General features: G+C 63.5%; 19 protein-coding genes. 16 read left to right on the top strand and 3 right to left on the bottom strand.

Annotated features, from left to right (window positions below):
* The first annotated feature begins 93 nt into the window (after positions 1-93).
* From O1W68_RS02165 to O1W68_RS02150, 4 genes are all read left to right on the top strand, one after another.
* On the top strand, positions 94-1,500 hold the full coding sequence (locus O1W68_RS02165; protein WP_269301242.1) for a cation:dicarboxylate symporter family transporter: 1,407 nt from the start codon (positions 94-96) through the stop codon (positions 1,498-1,500).
* 150 nt (positions 1,501-1,650) lie between these two features.
* Positions 1,651-2,157: a glutathione peroxidase gene (locus tag O1W68_RS02160; RefSeq protein ID WP_269301241.1), complete on the top strand. Its 507-nt coding sequence runs from the start codon at positions 1,651-1,653 to the stop codon at positions 2,155-2,157.
* Between the two features lie 55 nt (positions 2,158-2,212).
* A complete protein-coding gene (locus O1W68_RS02155; RefSeq protein WP_269301240.1) occupies positions 2,213-2,911 on the top strand; it encodes a DUF2334 domain-containing protein in 699 nt (232 codons plus the stop codon).
* A gap of 88 nt (positions 2,912-2,999) precedes the next feature.
* A complete protein-coding gene (locus O1W68_RS02150) occupies positions 3,000-3,647 on the top strand; it encodes an LppP/LprE family lipoprotein (protein ID WP_269301239.1) in 648 nt (215 codons plus the stop codon).
* Here the strand turns inward: O1W68_RS02150 and O1W68_RS02145 are convergent.
* The gene (locus O1W68_RS02145; protein ID WP_269301238.1) at positions 3,644-4,288 is read right to left on the bottom strand and encodes an MBL fold metallo-hydrolase; all 645 of its coding nucleotides are present in this window, start codon (positions 4,286-4,288) and stop codon (positions 3,644-3,646) included. The genes O1W68_RS02150 and O1W68_RS02145 overlap by 4 nt on opposite strands.
* 87 nt (positions 4,289-4,375) lie before the next feature.
* Here O1W68_RS02145 and purS point away from each other — a divergent pair, with 87 nt between their 5' ends.
* The 10 genes from purS (at position 4,376) to purM (ending at position 15,562) form a co-directional block, all read left to right on the top strand.
* Entirely contained in the window at positions 4,376-4,612 is a 237-nt protein-coding gene (purS, locus tag O1W68_RS02140) for a phosphoribosylformylglycinamidine synthase subunit PurS (RefSeq protein WP_084347068.1), read from the top strand.
* Positions 4,609-5,286 carry a phosphoribosylformylglycinamidine synthase subunit PurQ gene (gene purQ / locus O1W68_RS02135; RefSeq protein ID WP_084347069.1) on the top strand — a complete coding sequence of 226 codons (678 nt, stop codon included), beginning with the start codon at positions 4,609-4,611 and terminating at the stop codon, positions 5,284-5,286. The genes purS and purQ overlap by 4 nt, the downstream gene beginning before the upstream one ends.
* Before the next feature lie 29 nt (positions 5,287-5,315).
* Complete coding sequence (locus O1W68_RS02130; RefSeq protein WP_269301237.1) at positions 5,316-5,666, top strand: VOC family protein; 351 nt, start codon at positions 5,316-5,318, stop codon at positions 5,664-5,666.
* A gap of 164 nt (positions 5,667-5,830) precedes the next feature.
* Entirely contained in the window at positions 5,831-7,174 is a 1,344-nt protein-coding gene (locus tag O1W68_RS02125) for a M18 family aminopeptidase (RefSeq protein WP_269301235.1), read from the top strand.
* Positions 7,175-7,531: 357 nt separating this feature from the next.
* On the top strand, positions 7,532-9,808 hold the full coding sequence (gene purL / locus O1W68_RS02120) for a phosphoribosylformylglycinamidine synthase subunit PurL (protein ID WP_186628848.1): 2,277 nt from the start codon (positions 7,532-7,534) through the stop codon (positions 9,806-9,808).
* Positions 9,809-9,908: 100 nt separating this feature from the next.
* Positions 9,909-11,615: an alpha/beta hydrolase gene (locus tag O1W68_RS02115; RefSeq protein WP_269301761.1), complete on the top strand. Its 1,707-nt coding sequence runs from the start codon at positions 9,909-9,911 to the stop codon at positions 11,613-11,615.
* Positions 11,612-12,202: a CPBP family intramembrane glutamic endopeptidase gene (locus tag O1W68_RS02110; protein ID WP_269301234.1), complete on the top strand. Its 591-nt coding sequence runs from the start codon at positions 11,612-11,614 to the stop codon at positions 12,200-12,202. Before O1W68_RS02115 ends, O1W68_RS02110 begins: the two co-directional genes overlap by 4 nt.
* A gap of 9 nt (positions 12,203-12,211) precedes the next feature.
* Positions 12,212-12,613, top strand: a complete 402-nt coding sequence (locus O1W68_RS02105; protein WP_269301233.1) for a sterol carrier family protein — start codon at positions 12,212-12,214, stop codon at positions 12,611-12,613.
* Between the two features lie 103 nt (positions 12,614-12,716).
* The gene (purF, locus tag O1W68_RS02100) at positions 12,717-14,282 is read left to right on the top strand and encodes an amidophosphoribosyltransferase (RefSeq protein WP_269301232.1); all 1,566 of its coding nucleotides are present in this window, start codon (positions 12,717-12,719) and stop codon (positions 14,280-14,282) included.
* A gap of 179 nt (positions 14,283-14,461) precedes the next feature.
* Positions 14,462-15,562: a phosphoribosylformylglycinamidine cyclo-ligase gene (gene purM, locus O1W68_RS02095; protein WP_269301231.1), complete on the top strand. Its 1,101-nt coding sequence runs from the start codon at positions 14,462-14,464 to the stop codon at positions 15,560-15,562.
* Between the two features lie 103 nt (positions 15,563-15,665).
* Here purM and O1W68_RS02090 read toward each other — a convergent pair whose 3' ends face one another.
* Both O1W68_RS02090 and ygfZ read right to left on the bottom strand, forming a co-directional pair.
* Positions 15,666-15,884, bottom strand: coding sequence for a DUF3073 domain-containing protein (locus tag O1W68_RS02090; RefSeq protein ID WP_269301230.1), 219 nt, complete (start codon positions 15,882-15,884; stop codon positions 15,666-15,668).
* A 255-nt stretch (positions 15,885-16,139) separates the two neighbouring features.
* Positions 16,140-17,270, bottom strand: coding sequence for a CAF17-like 4Fe-4S cluster assembly/insertion protein YgfZ (gene ygfZ, locus O1W68_RS02085; protein WP_269301229.1), 1,131 nt, complete (start codon positions 17,268-17,270; stop codon positions 16,140-16,142).
* A gap of 121 nt (positions 17,271-17,391) precedes the next feature.
* Here ygfZ and O1W68_RS02080 point away from each other — a divergent pair, with 121 nt between their 5' ends.
* Together O1W68_RS02080 and O1W68_RS02075 are read left to right on the top strand one after the other, a co-directional pair.
* Positions 17,392-18,270: an aminodeoxychorismate lyase gene (locus O1W68_RS02080; protein ID WP_269301228.1), complete on the top strand. Its 879-nt coding sequence runs from the start codon at positions 17,392-17,394 to the stop codon at positions 18,268-18,270.
* A gap of 100 nt (positions 18,271-18,370) precedes the next feature.
* Positions 18,371-19,837, top strand: a complete 1,467-nt coding sequence (locus O1W68_RS02075; RefSeq protein ID WP_269301227.1) for a cytochrome ubiquinol oxidase subunit I — start codon at positions 18,371-18,373, stop codon at positions 19,835-19,837.
* Positions 19,838-19,842 lie beyond the last annotated feature (5 nt).

Here is a 19,842-nt window from a genome sequence, read left to right as displayed (position 1 = left end):
AACGTATTCGTGACTGTGGCCTGGATCTACACCAGCATCGATCCCTAGCACGGCGTGATTCAACTCACTTCATCTGTCACAGAGGATGTATCAATGACTACCAGCATCGACGCTGACACAAGCCAGACCCCGCCACCCAAGCCCAAGACGAAGCGGGACAAAACGCATTGGCTGTACATCGCCGTGATCATCGCGGTGGTCGCCGGCGTCATCGTAGGTCTGCTGTGGAAGGAAGTCGGCGTCGACCTGGCGGTGCTCGGCACATTGTTCGTCAGCTTGATCAAGATGATGATCAGTCCGGTAATCTTCTGCACCATCGTCCTCGGCATCGGATCGGTGCGAGCCGCGGCCAGTGTCGGCAAGGTCGGCGGACTGGCTCTCGCCTACTTCCTCACTATGTCGACCATCGCCCTCGGGATCGGCATGGTCGTCGGCAACCTCATCCAGCCAGGCAGCGGGCTCAACATCCCAGCCAGTGGCGCAGGTGACAAGTACGCGGCCACCGCGGAGGGCGCGGGCGGCACGATGGACTTCATCGCCGGCATCATTCCGGAGACGCTCCTGTCCTCGCTGACCGAAGGCTCGGTGCTGCAGACCCTGTTCGTAGCAATCCTCGTCGGCTTCGCCCTCCAAGCGATGGGCAAGCAGGGCGAAGGCATCCTCAAGGGCATCGGCGCAGTGCAGAAACTCGTCTTCCGTATTTTGACGATGATCCTCTGGCTCGCCCCGATCGGCGCCTTCGGTGCCATCGCAGGCGTCGTCGGCGCGACCGGATTCGACGCCGTCATCCAACTCGGCACCCTGATGTTGGCGTTCTACATCACCTGCGCCATCTTCGTCTTCGGCTTCCTCGGCCTGATTCTCCGCTTCGTCGCAGGCTTCTCGATCTTCAAGCTGGTCAAATACCTGGCCCGTGAATACCTGCTCATCGTCGCCACCAGCTCCTCTGAGTCGGCGCTGCCGCGGCTGATCGCCAAGATGGAGCATGTCGGTGTCGAGCGCACCACCGTCGGAATCGTTGTTCCGACCGGATACTCGTTCAACCTGGACGGAACCGCCATCTACCTGACGATGGCATCGATCTTCATCGCCGACGCCATGAACCTGCCGCTGTCGATCCCGGAGCAGTTCTCGTTGCTGCTCTTCATGATCATCGCCAGCAAGGGTGCCGCAGGCGTCTCCGGTGCCGGTCTCGCCACGCTCGCCGGCGGCTTGCAGAGTCACCGCCCCGAGTTGCTCGACGGCATCGGCCTCATCGTCGGAATCGACCGCTTCATGTCCGAAGCTCGTGCAGTGACCAACTTCTCCGGCAACGCCGTCGCCACCCTGCTGGTGGGCACGTGGACCAAGACGATCGACGCATCCCGCGTCAAAACAGTTCTCGACGGCAACTTGCCGTTCGACGAGACCACCATGGTCGACGATCACCTCCCGGAGGACGACAAGCAGCTCGAGCAGGTCGAGCGCGTCGGACTCGAGAAGGAGGCGGCCAGGGTCTGATACCTGCCGGGCGCCGCGCACCCCACGTCGCCCGGTTCGGAAACGAAGTCGCCCGGTTCGGAAATGAAGAGAACGACCCTCACCGAGGGTCGTTCTCTTTTCATATGGTCGGTTCCCCTTCCCGCGATAACCACAGGTAAGTTCGTCGGCATGACTGAAGTTCAGAACATCGGCATCAACACGCTGGGCGGAGCGCCCACCACGCTCGATGAGTACGCAGGCCGAGCAGTGTTGGTGGTGAACGTCGCATCCAAGTGCGGCCTGACCCCTCAATACTCCACCCTCGAAAAGATGGCCACCGAATACGCGGCACAGGGCTTGTCGGTAATCGGCATCCCCTGCAACCAGTTCGGTGGACAGGAACCCGGCACAGCCGAAGAGATCGAATCGTTCTGCTCCACCACCTATGGCGTCACCTTCCCGATGTTCGAGAAGGTCGATGTCAACGGCGAGAACCGGCACCCGCTCTACGCCGAGCTCACCAAAGTCGAAGACGCGGACGGCACGGCAGGCGACATCCAGTGGAACTTCGAGAAGTTCCTGATCTCGCCCGACGGCGTTGTCACCAACCGGTTCCGTCCCCGCACCGAACCCGATGCACCCGAAGTTCTCGCAGCGATCGACAAGATCCTGCCGAAAGAGACCATCGCCGTTTAGACACGGTCAATGCTGATGTCGAGCCTCGTTCACCCTGGTGCGCGAGGCTCGAGTCATGTCTGGAGCACTGATCGTTTCGGTAAGTGGAATCAGAGACGACACCCGCGACTACGCTGCGGAATTCGCCCATGAACTCGACTCGCGATCGGTGCCACTCTCGTTGCTCGTCGCGCCCCGGCTGAAGGACAAATACCGGCTCGTGAAGGATTCCGCTACCCAGCAATGGCTTCGGGGCCGTCGCGACGGTGGGGACGCCATCGTCCTGCACGGTTACGATCAGGCGGCAACCAAGCGTCGCCGCGCCGAGTTCGCTGCCCTGCCGCGCCACGAGGCCCGGCTGCGGCTCATGGCTGCTGATCGTGTCATGGAGGAGACCGGCTTGCGGACAAGGGTTTTCGCGCCGCCCCGGTGGCTTGCTTCGCCTGGCTCAGTGTCGGCATTGCCGGGTGCCGGGTTTCGAATGATCGCCGGTATCAATGCAATTCGAGACCTGGAAACGGGTACCGCCGAGCGGGGACGAGTTCTCGGTATCGGGGAGGGCATGAAGGCCGAACCGTGGTGGTGCAGGGCGCTCGTGATCGGTGCGGGCCGCGCAGCTCGACGTGACGGCCTGGTGCGATTGGCCGTCAGCGCACAGCAACTCGGGTGTAGCGGGCCGCGCCGGGCGATGCTCGACGCGATCGACCTCGCGCTCTACAGCGGGGCGGTGCCTGGCGTCTACGAGCACGTGCGGACGGTTCGCCGAGCCGCATAGCCGTCAGCGGTGTATCCCTTGCTGTAACGGACCATTCGGTTCGCGGGATGTAATCCTCGACTGAGCAACCGATATCGCAGGTGGCGACATGAAACGACTTCTTCTCGTAGCGATCAGCGTCATGGCCTTGGTGGCGTGCGGGAATTCCGAGGACGGGAAGGCGACTCCAGCCCCGGAATCCTCGGCGGCGCCTGGACAACAGAATGTGCCGCAGACCGTCGTGCCCTCGCCTGGGGCACTCCCGCCGATCATCGAGGATCGCCCGCCCGGCGAGAGAACGGAAGGGGCGCCGAGCGTCGAGGCTGCGCCTGCCACGCGTACGCCCGGTTCGCAATATCCCGTCTGCTTGGATCTTGCCTCGACGACAGTGACCGATGCTCTCGCCTCACTGCTGCAGTACTTCGACGGCGTTCCGTGGGTGGCAACGGAGATCGGTGACCCGTGTGGGTCGTTCACCTGGGTTCGCGCCGATACGTCAGGCGGTACCGCCAGCTCGCCGGTGCAGGTGTTGTTCTTCGCCGACGGCGACTACCTCGGCACCGGAACGTCCGAGCCGTACGCATTCACGTTCGTCGACTCGCAGTCCGTCGACACCATCACCGTCGGGTACCGCTGGCTCGTCGGTGACGATGCCAACGCCAACCCGAGCGGCGGTCCCGCATTGATCCGCTACCAATGGGATGGGTCGTCGGTGACGATGCTGGACGCGCTTCCCGTCGAGGTGACGGGGTCCTAGAGCTCGATCGAACCTTCTTCCGGGAAGGTCCGGAATTCGGTGTTCTCGTCGGCCAACTCCTTGTAGCGCCCGTAGTAGATCCCGCGGGCCTGCTCGGCAATGATGGCCTGGTGGATCGGGAAGGCCGTGCGGGGCGCGACTGCGCGTAGGAAGTCGACGGTTTCGGAGAGCTTCATCCACGGCGCCGCGGCGGGGAGCGCGAGAATGTCCACCTTCTGCTCGGGGACGAACAGTGAATCGCCAGGATGCAACAACTGGGACGGATTCTCGGGAGTTCCGAGGAGATAACCGGTGTTGTCGATCACCGGTAGGTCCGGGTGAATCACCGCATGAGTGCCGCCGACTCCGGTCACCTGGATGCCGCCGACCCCGAACACATCCCCCGGGTGCGTCGCCGTCCAGCGTTCGCCGAGCTGCGACGCCGTCATCGGGTCGGCGTAGAGCGCCGCCCTCGGATTGCCTTGCACCAATGACGGCAGGCGCTCGAGATCCACGTGATCGGGGTGCTGGTGAGTGATCAGGATGGCGTCGAGATCGGTGATGCCGTCGAATCCGTGGGAGAAGTTGCCGGGATCGAAGAGGACGGTCGTCCCGTTGAGTTCGACGAGGAGGCAGGAATGTCCGAAGTGAGTCAGCCGCATCACCCCACAGTAAACGCAGTGTCATCCGCACGGCAGTGCCTGCGTAGACTCTCACCTGCCGGTACCTATATCTCGAGGAGCTCTCACGTGGCCCGTGTTGTTGTCGACGTCATGCCCAAGACCGAAATTCTCGACCCCCAGGGTCAGGCCATCACAGGCGCGCTGGGGCGTCTCGGGATCGCAGGTGTGTCCGATGTGCGTCAGGGCAAGCGTTTCGAGCTCGAGGTCGATGACAGTGTCGACGACGCCGAGCTGGAAAAAATTGCTGAATCGCTGCTCGCGAACACGGTCATCGAGGACTGGAAAGTGACCCGTCTCGCATGAGCACTCGTATCGGTGTCATCACCTTTCCCGGAACTCTCGACGACGTCGACGCCTCCCGTGCGGTCACGTTGGCAGGCGGCGAGGCCGTCAGCTTGTGGCACGCGGACGCCGACCTGAAGAACGTCGACGCGGTAGTCGTTCCGGGCGGCTTCTCCTACGGTGACTATCTGCGCGCCGGCGCCATCGCCCGGTTCGCACCCGTCATGGAATCCGTCGTCAAGGCAGCAGAAGGCGGCATGCCCGTCCTCGGTATCTGCAACGGCTTTCAGATTCTCTGCGAAGCAGGTCTGCTGCCAGGTGCTCTGACGCGTAACGAGGATCTGCACTTCGTGTGCCGCGACCAGTGGCTGAAGGTGGAGAACAGCAACACCGCGTGGTCCTCGCGCTACGAGAGCGGCGCCGAGATACTCATCCCCGTCAAGAACGCCGAAGGTCGATTCCAGGCCTCCGAAGAGGTTCTCGACGAGCTGGAGGGCGAAGGCCGAGTCGTGTTCCGCTACAGCGGTTCCAACCCTAACGGTTCGCAACGCGCAATCGCCGGTATCTCCTCGGCCAACGGTCGGATCGTCGGACTCATGCCGCATCCCGAGCACGCGACCGAGCCCCTCACCGGCCCGAGCGACGACGGTCTCGGCATCTTCTACTCGGCGCTCGACGCGATCGTCTCCGCGTAGTTGTCGGTGGCCTCGGTTAATCTCCGGGCATGACTCTGACTCCGGCGATGATCACGTTCGATTCTTCGAACCCCGGCCCGCTCGCGCGGTGGTGGGCCGAGCAGACCGACGGCCGCATCGACGAGGAGAACGACGGCTGGTTCTACACCGTCGTTCTGCCGTCGGTGCCGTACCGCCTCGCATTCCAGAAGGTCGATGAGCCGACGCCCGGCAAAAATCGGATCCACCTGGATCTGACGACGTCCGACCTCGCGGCTGAGCGGTCTCGGCTCGTGGCTTCGGGTGCATCCGAGGTGGCCGAGCACACGATGGGCGACTTCACGTGGGTGACCTTCGCCGATCCCGACGGCAACGTTTTCTGCATTTCAGGAGCGCACTAGCCGTCACGGTCCGGGAGCCGGCGCGCGCCGAGTGCGCGGCATTTTCGACGGTGCAGAAGCCATTCCGTGGGTGTTGGGAATGGTGAAGCCAGGTTGGGGCCGCCACGCGATCCGGTCGTATGTGACTTGATCTGTTCGACGCCGCAGCTGACACAATGGTCCCCATGCCGTTCAGTGATTCCAATGCGACTGCCGCCGGTCTGTGCAACTTCGTCGACGTCTCGCCGTCGCCCTTCCACGTGTGCCGCACGGTGTCGGTGCAACTCGAAGAAGTCGGGTTCGTCCGCGTCGAGGAGACCGCAGCCTGGCCGACGGAGGTAGGGCGGTACTACCTGATTCGTGGCGGCTCGCTGGTGGCATGGTCCACTGAGAGCGACTCTCATGAGCCCGGTCTCTCCGGCTCCACTCCCGGCGATTCGGGTCATTCCGCAGGCTCCACTCCCGGCGGATTCCGTATCGTCGGCGGACACACCGACAGCCCGAACCTGCGCGTCAAGCAAAACCCCGACCTCGAGTCGGCGGGGTGGCAAATTGTCGGTCTCGAGCCGTACGGCGGTGCCTGGCTCAACTCGTGGCTCGACCGCGACCTAGGAATCTCCGGACGGCTGAGTGTTCGAGACGGCAACGGACTGAGGGAAGTGCTCGTCAAGATCGACGAACCCATCCTCCGCGTACCGCAGTTGGCGATCCACCTGTCCGAGGATCGCAAGGGCGTCACCCTCGATCCGCAGCGTCACGTCAACGCTGTTTGGGGACTGGGCAATTCACCCCGATCGTTCCTGGGATACGTCGCCGAGCGCGAAGGAGTGGATCCGTCTGCGGTGCTCGGCTGGGAACTCATGACGCACGACCTGGCGCCGAGCGCAGTCGTCGGTGTCGAGAACGAGTTGGTCAGCGCTCCGCGTCTGGACAACCAGGCGACGTGCTACGCCGGAACGCAGGCTTTGATTGCGGCAGTGGAGAACCCGACCACCGCGACTCCGGTGCTGGCCCTCTTCGATCACGAGGAGGTCGGCAGCATGTCCGATCGCGGCGCCTTCTCCGATCTGCTCAACACAGTGTTGGAGCGAATCGTGCTCGGGCGCGGCGGGGGACGCGAGGAGTTCCTGCGAACGATGGCCGCTTCCATCTGTGCCTCAGGCGATATGGCGCACGCTACGCACCCAAACTACCCGGATCGACACGAGCCCGCGCACCGCATCGAACTCGGCGGCGGACCGGTGTTGAAGGTCAACCAGAACCTTCGGTACGCAACCGATTCCGTGGGCGCCGGGGCCTTCGCGTTGGCCTGCGATCAGGCTGGGGTGCCGCTACAGCGCTACGTCCATCGCGCCGACCTGCCGTGCGGGTCCACGATCGGGCCGATCACCGCCTCGCGCACAGGCGTGTCCACCGTCGACGTCGGGGCGCCGCAGTTGGCGATGCACTCGGCGCGCGAGTTGATGGGCGCGTCCGACGTTGCTGCCTACGCCGCCGCGCTCGCTGCGTTTCTCGCCCCGGCTCGGTAAGCGCGCACCCTTATTCCCAGGTAGACCCCTGACTTGTTCGGCTAGCGCGGGGGTGCGCTCAGGAAAAAGGGTGCGCGCTTACAGGCGCCCGGCCCTGACCGGCTATGGATTCGATCACTTCCGCGAAGAACCACATGACGGCCTTGCGGGGGATATCCACACCCCTGACCACCATCTGGGGCGTCATGACGCCCGATTATTCGGATAGTTCTCGGTGAGCGGTATGTCCTCCGGGTCATGTTCGGACGCTGATTTCGGCCTGGCTCGCTACCGGGTGAGGGACGAGGATTCGGGCATGTCGGCCGCGCCCGATAGACTTCAGCTGGCATTTCGCTCCAAGAAGGGACCCCACTCCTCGTGTCCGTCGATACAGTGACAACCGCAGCCGCCACACCCGATGTAGAGCAGCCGTACAAAGAGCTCGGACTCAAGGAAGACGAGTACGTCCGAATCAAGGAAATACTCGGCCGTCGCCCCACCGATGCCGAGTTGGCGATGTACTCGGTCATGTGGAGCGAGCACTGCTCGTACAAGTCCTCCAAGGTGCACCTGAAGTACTTCGGGGAGACCACCACGGACGAGATGCGCACCTCGATGCTCGCGGGCATCGGCGAGAATGCAGGCGTCGTCGACGTCGGTGACGGCTGGGCCGTCACGTTCAAGGTCGAGAGCCACAACCACCCGTCGTACGTCGAGCCCTATCAGGGCGCCGCGACAGGCGTGGGCGGCATCGTCCGCGACATCATGGCTATGGGTGCACGTCCCATCGCAGTGATGGATCAGCTGCGCTTCGGTGCCGCTGATGCACCGGATACTCGTCGCGTGCTGAGCGGTATCGTTTCCGGGGTCGGCGGATACGGAAACTCCCTCGGCCTCCCCAATATCGGTGGAGAGACGGTGTTCGACGCCTCCTACGCCGGTAACCCGCTGCTCAATGCTCTGTGTGCCGGTGTCATGCGGGTAGAGGACATGCATCTCGCGTTCGCATCGGGGCTGGGCAACAAGATCATTCTGTTCGGGGCTCGTACCGGTCTCGACGGCATCGGCGGCGTTTCCGTTCTCGCCTCGGAGACCTTCGACGGCGACGAGACCGACGGCAAGCGCAAGAAGCTTCCGGCGGTTCAGGTGGGAGACCCGTTCGCCGAGAAGGTCCTCATCGAGGCGTGCCTCGAGCTGTATGCCGGCAAGCTCGTCGTCGGCATCCAGGACCTCGGTGGTGCTGGATTATCTTGTGCCACTTCAGAGCTGGCGTCCGCTGGCAGTGGGGGAATGTCCATCGAGCTCGAGAAGGTGCCGATGCGCGCCACCGGCATGACCCCTGCCGAGGTGCTCTCGAGCGAGTCGCAGGAGCGCATGTGCGCCGTCGTGACTCCGGACAACGTCGATGCGTTCATGGCGGTCTGCAAGAAGTGGGATGTCTTGGCCACTGTCATCGGCGAGGTCACCGACGGCGACCACCTCGAGATCACCTGGCATGGAGAGACCGTCGTCGACGTTCCGCCGAAGACCGTCGCCCACGACGGCCCGGTCTACAACCGTCCGGTGCAGCGTCCCGCGCATCAGGACGCACTGATCGCGAACACGACTGCGTCGCTGAAGCGTCCGGAAACGCCGGATGAACTGAAGGCAACGCTCCTGAAGATGATCGCCTCCCCTCAGCTCTGCAGCCGGAAGTTCATCACCGAGCAATACGACCGCTACGTCCGCGGCAACACCGTGCTGGCCGAGAACGCCGATTCCGGAATGATTCGCATCGACGAGAAGACCGGTCGCGGTATCGCGCTCGCTACCGATGCGTCGGGCCGATACACCGCGCTCGATCCGTATCAGGGTGCTCAACTGGCCCTTGCCGAGGCGTTTCGCAACGTCGCCGTCACCGGTGCGACTCCGAAGGCCGTCACCAACTGCCTCAACTTCGGTTCCCCCGAGGACCCGGGCGTCATGTGGCAGTTCCAGCAAGCTGTTCGCGGTCTCGCCGACGGCTGCGTCACTCTCGGTATTCCCGTCACCGGCGGAAATGTCAGTTTCTACAACCAGACCGGCTCCGAGCCGATCCTGCCGACACCCGTGGTGGGCGTCCTCGGTGTGATCGACGACGTGCACCGACGCATCCCGACGGGCCTGGGTCTCGAGCCCGGCGAAACGTTGATCCTGCTCGGTGAGACGCACGACGAGCTCGACGGTTCCATCTGGTCGCAGGTCGAGCACGATCATCTCGGTGGCGTCCCGCCGAAGGTCGATCTCGCGCGGGAGCAGTTGCTGGCGGACATCCTTCTCGCCGGTTCGCGTGACGGCATGGTCACCGCCGCCCACGACCTGTCCGAGGGGGGACTGGCTCAGGCCGTCGTCGAGGCAGCGTTGGCCGGTGAAACCGGATGCCGCATTCTGCTCCCCGAGGGTGCAGATCCTTTCGTGGCGCTGTTCTCGGAGTCTTCGGGTCGTGTTCTCGTCGCGGTCCCGCGCACCGAGGAGACTCGCTTTTCCAACATGTGTACCGCTCGTCAGCTGCCGTGGACGCGTATCGGCGTCGTCGACGAAGGCTCCGACGAGATCGAGGTTCAGGGTCAGTTCTCGGTCCCGATGACCGAGTTGCGGGAAGTGTTCGAGGGTACTCTTCCCCGACTCTTCGGATAGGGACGTGTCGCGGGGCGAGGTATCGGAGGACGCGGCGGAGGTCGTGAGCACAGTCGAGCGCGAACATGCTCATTACCTCCGCATTCCCGTCGAGTTCTCGATGCCTTCCCCGCTCGCGCACCCCTTGCTCATGTGGCTGTGGGGTCTGCCGAAGCTCGACTTCACCGGCCTTGCCTTCAGTGCGCTGTTCTTCTGCTGGTCGCTGACGCCGTCGCTCCTGCCCCGAGATTGGTTGTTCCAGGGCCTCATCGGTGGAATCAATTCCGCGATCGGTTACGGGTTCGGTGTCGCCGTCGGATGGCTGGTACTCCGAGTGTTTCTGCGGCCACGTTCGTGGTGGCCGCTGCCACCACGAGCCGAGCTGGGCCTGAAGATCTTCGTCCCGATCGTGGCAGTCCTCGCGTCGCTTGTGATGCTCGCCTACTCCGCAGGCTGGCAACGCGAACTGGCTGCGCTGATGGACGCCGAAGGAACCACCACGACCGGGTACTTACGGACCGGTGCTCTGAGTATCGCCACGGCCGCATTGTTGATCTCGGCCATTCGGGTGCTCCGAGACTTCGTACGCCTCGTGGTCCGGCAGATCAACAAAGTGATCAAGATGCCGCGTGAGGTCGCCAACGTCATTGGTGTGGTCTTGGTGGTCGTTCTCGTGGTCGCGCTCGTTCAAGGCGTGTTGCTTCGTGCGGTGTCGGACGTGACGAACTCGATCTTCAGCCTCCAGAACGACGAAACTCGTGACGGCGCAATCCAGCCCACCGAGCCGGAACGATCTGGAAGTCCACAGTCCGCCGCGTCGTGGGAATCACTCGGATTCGAAGGCCGAAACTTTGTCTCCAGCGGCATGAACGCCGACGAGATGACGCGGGCGCTCGGACGGGAGGCCATGGAGCCGATCCGTGCATACGCGGGACTGGAATCCGCTGACAACCAGGACGAGCGGCTCGACCTCGTCGTCGACGAACTCGAAAGAACCGGTGCCTTCCAACGTAGCGCCCTGGTCGTCGTACCTACGACGGGGACGGGCTGGGTCAATCCGACCGCCATCGAAGCCGCCGAGTTGATGTTCGACGGCAACGTGGCCACGGTGGCCGCGCAGTACTCGTATCTGCCGAGTTGGATTTCCTTTCTCGCCGAACGAGAGATCGCATCGGAGGCAGGCAAGGCACTCATCGACAAGGTTCACGATCGCTGGCTGCAAGAGCCGGAGGCGACCCGCCCCAAGTTCTACGTCTACGGCGAAAGCCTCGGCACCAATGCCGGCGAGGGCGCGTTCGACGGTGTGGCCGACATCCGTGACACGACCGACGGTGTGCTGTGGGTGGGACCGCCGAACGCCAATCGCCTCTGGAGCCAATTCGTGGATCGACGCGACCCCGGCAGTCCGGAAGTACTCCCGGTCTACTCGGACGGTCTCGTGCTGCGCTTCGCGGACAACTCGGGGGCGATCCCGCCGGCCGATCAACCCTGGTACGGCCCGCGGGTGCTCTACGTCCAGCACGCGTCGGATCCCGTCGTCTGGTGGTCGCCGGACCTGCTGTTCGAGCGGCCGGACTGGCTGTCCGAGGCGCCCGGGCCCGACCGACTGCCCGATATGCGCTGGTTCCCGATCGTCACGTTCTGGCAGGTAGCTGCGGATCTGACCAACGCCGCGGGCGTCCCGGACGGGCACGGACACAATTACGGAACGCTGGTCCTCGACGGGTGGGTCTCGATCGCCGCCCCCGATGGGTGGACCGCTGCCGACACCGAACGTGTGCGCGCCGTCATGGACGCCTACAAGGGCAAGGACGGCCCGGAAAAGTGATCCGCGGGATTGCGCTCGGCGCGGTGACCACGGGCTGGAGTACTTGGGTGTTGCCGCGGTTGGCGTTGTCCGACCGGCACAATGCCGTCGCGAATCTCTCGTTCGGAATCGGCACGGCCGTTCTCGCCCGCACGCTCGGCATCCGCCCCGCAGGCCTGCGGCGTTCGTCCTGGCGTTCGGGGCTCGCTTGGGGAGCCGCGGCAGGCGCTGTTCCGGTGGTAAGCGCAGTCGTCATCGCGGCGCGACCGTCGTGGCTGGAGCGCGTGCGTCCATCCGACGACGACCTTGCCGAATGGATCCTGTTTCGCATTCCGTTCGGAACCGTGGCGTGCGAGGAACTCGTCTTCCGAAGCGTGTTCGACGCAGCATCACCCGCACTGTCGCCAATATTCTTCGGACTGTGGCACATTCACCCTGCACGGACAGCAGGCGATTCGGTGGTCGGCACCGTGATCGGGACCGCGGCCGCGGGGGTCATGTTCTCGTGGTTACGCAGATGCAGTGGAAGCGTCCTCGCCCCTGCGCTGATGCATCTGTCGGTCAACGTGAGTGGGGCGGTTCTGGCTGGAACTAGGCTGCGGAACTAGGTTAGGGCGATGGCGCCGAGCAAACTCGTAACCCCCGCACAGGTACGCGAAGCGGTGCTGGCCGTCGCCGATTGGACCAGAGGCCAGGACGTCGAGAAGCCCTCGCGCTCTGCGCTCGCCGATGCAGTTCGGACCACCGTACGCACGCTCGCGCAGGTCGCACCGGGTTCGAGCGTGGAGGTGCGGGTTCCGCCCTTCGTGGCAGTGCAGTGCATCACCGGCCCGCGACACACCCGCGGCACGCCGCCGAACGTCGTCGAGACGGATCCGCACACCTGGTTACAGATAGCGACAGGGGTTCGCACCTTCGACGATGCGTTGAAAGATGGGTCCATCACAGCCTCGGGGAGTCGCGCCGGTGACGTCGCACACTGGTTGCCGATCATGGGGCTGCCGATCCTGCGGGAATGAGCCCCGAGGGAATGCCGTGCACACACGATGCGTTTTCTCTTGCCGTGGGCCCGTAGACTGGTCCCAGCCCCCCCGCCCTCGTCCCCCTTAGGGAGCAGTGCCAGTGACCAACGCCGAGTTGTCGGTCGACAGTCCGAATCTTTTGGTAGGCAAACCACTGGACGTACCCGAAAGTGAGCCGCGAGAAGAATGCGGAGTCTTCGGTGTATGGGCTCCAGGCGAGGATGTGGCAAAGCTTACTTACTACGGGCTGTATGCGTTGCAACACAGAGGCCAGGAGGCCGCGGGAATCGCCGTCTCCGACGGCGCACAGGTGCTGGTCTTCAAAGACCTCGGACTCGTCAGTCAGGTGTTCGACGAGCAGACCCTCGGCGCTATGCCGGGGCATGTCGCCATCGGACACTGCCGCTACTCCACGAGTGGCTCGGTCATCTGGGAGAATGCACAGCCCATTTTCCGCACGACCACTGCCGGGACGGGCATCGCGCTCGGCCATAACGGAAACCTGGTCAACTTCGCCGAACTTGCCACCCGAGCACGCGACGCAGGTCTCATCAGCGACCGACTTCAGGGCAACGGGACGTCGGACTCCGACGTCGTGACAGCCTTGCTGGCCCACAAGGCCGCAGATCGCACCATCGAGCAGGCCGCGATGGAGCTGTTGCCGACGCTCGAGGGCGCATTTTGCCTCACCTTCATGGACGAGCACACGCTGTATGCAGCGCGTGATCCGCACGGCGTGCGACCGCTGTCGTTGGGGCGGCTCGATCGTGGTTGGGTCGTAGCCAGCGAAACGGCTGCACTCGATATCGTCGGTGCTGCCTTCGTTCGCGACATCGAGCCCGGTGAACTGCTCGCAATCGACGCCGACGGCGTTCGATCCTCTCGTTTCGCCTCCCCAGAGCCCAAGGGCTGCGTGTTCGAATACGTGTACCTGGCCCGTCCCGACAGCGTCATCGGCGGCCGCTCCGTGCACTCCACTCGGGTCGAGATCGGTCGACGGCTCGCGAAGGAACACCCTGCCGAAGGTGATCTGGTCATTCCAGTTCCCGAGAGTGGCACTCCGGCCGCGGTCGGATTCGCACAAGGTTCCGGCATTCCGTACGGCCAAGGACTGATGAAGAACGCCTACGTCGGGCGAACGTTCATCCAGCCGTCACAGACAATCCGTCAGCTCGGTATTCGTCTCAAGCTCAATCCGCTCAAGGAAGTCATTCGCGGTAAGCGTCTGATCGTCGTCGACGACTCGATCGTGCGAGGCAACACGCAACGCGCCCTCATTCGAATGTTGCGCGAGGCCGGTGCACTCGAGATCCACGTGCGGATCGCGTCGCCGCCCGTTCGCTGGCCATGCTTCTACGGCATCGACTTCGCCTCACCAGCAGAGCTGATCGCCAATGGTGTCGATTCCGGGGACGGAATCCTCGAAGGGGTGCGTCAGGCCATCGGTGCCGACTCCCTTGGATACATCTCGATCGAGGGAATGGTCGCGGCGTCCGAGCAGCCTGAATCCAGGCTCTGTACTGCATGTTTCACGGGCCAGTACCCGATCGCCCTCCCACCGGACAACGCTCTTGGCAAGCATGTGCTCGAAGGCATGCTTGCATCGGCCGCCGGCCAACAGACCGAGACCGACAACGCCAACGCGAGCGCGTTGAGCAGGCCCTAGCTTCGTGTGATGGTCGGCCTCGTGTGATCGTCGTTACGTCCCATTCAGCGTTGTCGATGTCACAAGCTTCGGACTAGGTCTGTCGTGTTCCCGGACGATTGTCCGCTCCGGTACCGTGAGAGCGCACTATGCGCACGATGCGCGAATACAAACAGTACGAGCACACAGGCTGGAGCCGCATGACCGAGGAAACCCGACCACCGAGCGCAACCTCCTCTGGTGGTGCTTCCTACGCCTCGGCAGGCGTCGACATCGCCGCAGGGGACCGAGCGGTCGAACTGTTCGCCCCCCTCGCCAAGAAGGCGTCTCGACCCGAGGTCATGGGCGGTCTGGGCGGATTCGCCGGACTGTTCGCGCTCAAGACCGACTACCGGGAGCCGATTCTCGCGGCCTCGACAGACGGGGTAGGCACCAAGGTCGCCGTCGCACAGGCGATGGGCAAGCACGACACCCTCGGATTGGACCTCGTGGCCATGGTCGTCGACGACTTGGTCGTCTGCGGCGCTGAGCCGCTTTTCCTGCAGGATTACATCGCCGTAGGCCGCGTCGTACCGGAGATGGTCGCCGAGCTCGTCAAGGGCATTGCAGACGGCTGTGTCATTGCAGGCTGTGCGCTTCTGGGAGGCGAGACTGCCGAGCATCCAGGTCTGATGGCAGACGGAGACTACGACCTGTCGGCAACCGGGGTAGGCGTGGTCGAAGCCGATTCGGTTCTCGGTCCCGATCGAGTGCGCCCCGGCGACGTCGTCATCGGCATGGGATCCTCGGGCCTGCACTCCAACGGCTACTCCCTTGCGCGCAAGGTTCTGCTCGAGATCAACCACATGGATCTCGGCGGCCACGTCGAAGAGTTCGGCCGTACTCTCGGTGAGGAGCTGCTCGAGCCCACCAAGATCTATGCAAAGGATTGCCTGGCGTTGGCTGCCGAGACCGAGGTGCGGACGTTCTGTCACGTCACCGGAGGCGGATTGGCGAACAATCTGGGACGCGTCATGCCCGCAGGGCTCGTCGCGGAACTGGACCGTGGAACATGGAGTCCGGCACCCGTGTTCTCACTGATCGCTCAGCGTGGACGCGTCGAACGCAGTGAGATGGAGCAGACGTTCAATATGGGTGTCGGCATGGTTGCCATCGTCGCGCCCGAGGATGTGGACCGCGCACTCGCTGTCCTGACTGCACGGCACATCGACTGCTGGACTCTGGGAACGGTCAAGAAGTCGACGGACAAGACGCTTGCAACCGAGCGCGCCGTACTGCTGGGCAATCACCCGCGCTTCTGAGCGCACAGCGTTCCATGACAACTACTCCATGACAACTATCGGGAATCTATACAACTGAGGGGGAGCCGCAGTGCGGCTCCCCCTCAGTTGTATAGATCGCAGATCAGCGTCGCCAATCCTCGTATTCATCCTCTTCGACGCGGGTATAGCTTTCCGCGTCCGACGAGGAGGATATGCCGCCCGAGGTAATGCCGCCACGGTGGGATTTGGACGAACCGCCGGAGAGTTCTCTTTGTAAACTCTCCAAGTCCGTTGTTGGAGAGCTGTACTTGAGCTCACGAGCGACCTTTGTCTGCTTTGCCTTAGCCCTGCCTCGGCCCATGGCGTTGCCCCCTCGCGGACTTGCGGGGCGGCCTGGGGAAATTTGGGCGCCCCGTTGGTTTTGGTATTTCTTCCTGGACCACACTCTAGCGCGAGAACGGCTCAGATGCTCATACGCCTCTGGGTGGCATTATTCCTTCTTATATGTATCACGTGTCCAGAAGTGCCGGTCAGGGCCGCTGGCCTGCGGCAATGCCCGTAGCGTCGGTAAGGATCACGAAGACGCATCGCGACGCAAAAGTGACCTGTCTTCCGGTTATCTCCCGCGGAGCCGATCGATTGCTGCGCGGCCCGCCTGAACGTCGTCGTAGTTCGGAATCGAATCCGGGTCGATCGACGCCGCACACGGACCGACGACCAACTCGGTGCCGGCTGGAATGGTTCGCTTGATCAGAGCCAACGCGATGGGGCCGAGTTCGAAGTGATCGACGACGGTGCCGAGCCGGCCGACGGTACGCCCTCCGGCCGTCACCGGATCCCCGGTTTCGGGCCTGCCGTCGGCAGAACCGTCGAGATGAAGAAGAACCAGATGGCGTGGTGGCCGACCCAGGTTGTGCACGCGAGCGACGGTCTCCTGCCCGCGGTAGCAACCCTTGCTCAGATGCACGGCGCCGAGTTCGGCCACTCCGCCGATCCAACGGACCTCGTGGGGGATCGTCTTCTCGTCGGTGTCGATACCGACCCGCGGGCGAATCGACTCCACCCGTAGCGCCTCGTATGCCCACGTACCGGCGGGGGTCGCGCCCTGCTCGCGCAGCTTCTTGAACCACTCGGTCAGCGACGCACGTGGGACGAGTAGGTCGTACGCGTTCTGGCCGGGCCACGGCATCCGTCGGATGAACCCGCCACCTTCGAGGGGGAGTGCGGCATAGACGTCCTCGGGGGTCGGCAAGCCGGCAGCATCGAGGACTCGATGCGCGTCCGAGCCCAGCACGCTCGAGACTACGAGCTCGTCTCCTTCCCGAGGCCCGGCCTTGGACCAAAACACCATCTTCTTCAGGAACGCGAGGAGATCGGGCCCGTTCGCGGCCTCGGTGTCGATCCACGTGATGCCGTCGAGATCGGTCTGTACGAAGTGATGTTCGACGCGTCCGTTGATGTCCAGACTCAGGTTCTCTGCCGACGTGCCGTCGGGCAGGCCCAGCACCTGTTGACTGGAGATCGTATCGAGCCAGGTCAGGCGCTCTTCCCCGCTGATCGCTATGACGAAGCGGTTGGAGCGGTCGATGACTGCCGCAGCAGATGTCGCGTCTCGTTGCTCACCGAAGGGATTGCCGTAGTGCCAGGCCACGGCGCGGTCTGCAGAGTCTTCGGGCGAAGGCACAGCGCCGGGGAGAGTGAGAAGTGGGCTCGGGTCGATCGGGGCGGTATCGGGCACGTCTCCCATAGTAGGAGCATCTGGCAGGAGCGCAGCCTGCGGAGCGACTCATCTGGCAGGAGCGCAGCCTGCGGAGCGACTCATCTGGCAGGAGCGCAGCCTGCGGAGCGACCCCACTAGGGTAGACGCCATGTCAGACCGTGTAGTAGTGACCCTCGATGGGCAAGTTCACGACGCAGATCAACCGCTTCTGTGTGCCGACGACCTTGCCGCAGTTCGGGGTGACGGAATTTTCGAGACGCTTCTGATTCGGGATGGAGCGGCGTGTGGGGTGGAGAGGCACCTCACGCGTCTGGCTGCCTCGGCGAGGGCACTCGATCTGCCTGAGCCCGACCTGGACGACTGGAGGCTGGTTATCGGCCTTGCGGTGGACGAGTGGGAGCGCAAGACGCGGAACGAGGGTGCACTGAGGGTGGTGTTGAGCCGTGGCCGGGAGAGTGGCGGTGGCCCGACGGGTTACGCGACGGTAGGTCCACTGCACGAACGGGTCGCCAAGGCCCGCACAGAAGGGGTGTCGGCTATCACCCTCGGTCGCGGGTATTCGGTGGATTTCGCCGCGGCGGCGCCGTGGCAGTTGATGGGTGCCAAGACGCTGTCGTATGCGACCAACATGGCTGCGTTGCGATATGCCGCCCAGCAGGGCGCCGACGAGGTGATTTACACCAGCAATGAGGGGCAGGTCCTCGAGGGTCCGCGGTCCACAGTGGTCATCTCCCGCGGTAAGACACTGATCACACCGCCGGTCGAACACGGGATCTTGGCAGGAACCACTGTCGACGCTCTGTTCGACGTCGCGACCGCAAAGGGATACACCTGCGAGAAGTCGAACATTTTTCCCGCGGATCTGATTGCTGCAGAGGGTGTTTGGTTGATCTCGAGTATCACGCTCGCGGCGCGTGTCGTCACCCTGAACGGGGTCACGCTGGGCACCCCTGGGAACGCCGACGACATCCGATCGATGGTCGATTTCGCGATCGAACGTGGGGAGGGCGACACTGTCGACGCTTGAGCTACTACTCCGCGTAGTAGTAATCTAGGATTCGCTGCAACAAGCCCGCGTCAGCGGTAACTTCAGTTACCTGCCCGGGGGCGGGAGAGTCGGAGTCGTCATGGATACCTTGGACATTTCGAGGTGGCAATTCGGTATCACCACCGTTTACCACTTCATTCTCGTTCCGCTGACGATCGGTCTTGCCCCGATCATCGCCGCGATGCAGACGATGTGGGTGATCACCAAGAAGGACTCCTGGTATCGACTGACCAAATTCTTCGGAAAACTCTTCCTCATCAACTTCGCGCTCGGTGTCGCAACCGGCATCGTCCAGGAGTTCCAGTTCGGCATGAACTGGAGCGAGTACTCCCGCTTCGTCGGTGACGTCTTCGGTGCACCGCTCGCGCTGGAAGGGCTCGTCGCGTTCTTCCTCGAGTCGACCTTCCTCGGACTGTGGATCTTCGGATGGGGCCGGCTGCCCAAACTTGTTCACCTGGCCACGATCTGGCTCGTCGCGATCGGTGTCAACGCCTCCGCATTCTTCATCATCGCCGCCAACTCGTTCATGCAGCACCCAGTCGGTGCGATCTACAACGAAGAGACCGGTCGCGCGGAACTGACGAGCATTTGGGAACTACTCACCAACAACACCGCACTCGCCGCATTTCCGCACGCCGTCGCCGGCGCATTCCTGACGGCTGCAACGTTCGTCGCAGGGATCTCGGGCTGGTGGATGGTGCGAGAGGCTCGCAAGGGCCGCGACACCAACTCGCGGAGCATGTTCCGACCGGCCGCTCGAATGTCCTTCGTGGTCATGATCCTGTCCGGCATCGCGCTGATCTACACCGGCGACGTTCAGGGCAAGCTCATGTTCGAGCAGCAACCCATGAAGATGGCCTCGGCGGAATCGCTCTGTCACACCGAAACCGATCCGGACTTCTCGATCCTGACTGTCGGTACCCACAACAACTGCGATGGCGTCACCCACGTTCTCGAAGTGCCGTTCGTGCTGCCCTACCTTGCCGAGGGGCAGTTCTCCGGCGTCACGCTGCAGGGCGTCGAAGATCTACAACTTCAGTACGAACAGCAGTTCGGGCCGGGCAACTACCGACCCAACCTGTTCGTCACCTACTGGGCTTTCCGCGCGATGATCGGCCTGGCCGCAGGCTCGGCACTGCTCGCGATCGCCGGACTCTGGGTTACCCGCGGTGGACGCGTCCCGAACCAGCGCTGGTTCTCCTGGCTGAGCCTCGCCGCGATCCCGACGCCGTTCCTGGCCAACAGTGCCGGTTGGATCTTCACCGAGATGGGACGTCAGCCGTGGGTTGTCGCTCCCAACCCGACCGGCGTCGATCGAATAAGACTCACTGTCGATCAGGGAGTGTCCGATCATCCGGCCTCCCTCGTCGTTGCCTCGCTGGTGACGTTCACGGTGGTCTACGCAGCTCTTGGCGTCGTGTGGTTCTACCTCCTCCGCAAATATGTCGTAGAAGGCCCGCTCGAACACGATCAGCACCCGCCGGGTAGCGATCAGGACGATCCGACGGATGACGATGCTCCGCAACAACTCTCGTTCGCGTACTGAGGGGA

The organism is Rhodococcus sp. H36-A4 (assembly GCF_027158005.1).
Taxonomy (GTDB): domain Bacteria; phylum Actinomycetota; class Actinomycetes; order Mycobacteriales; family Mycobacteriaceae; genus Rhodococcoides.
The sequence above is the reverse complement of the archived record's forward strand: the minus strand, read 5'-3'. Positions and strand labels throughout refer to the sequence as shown.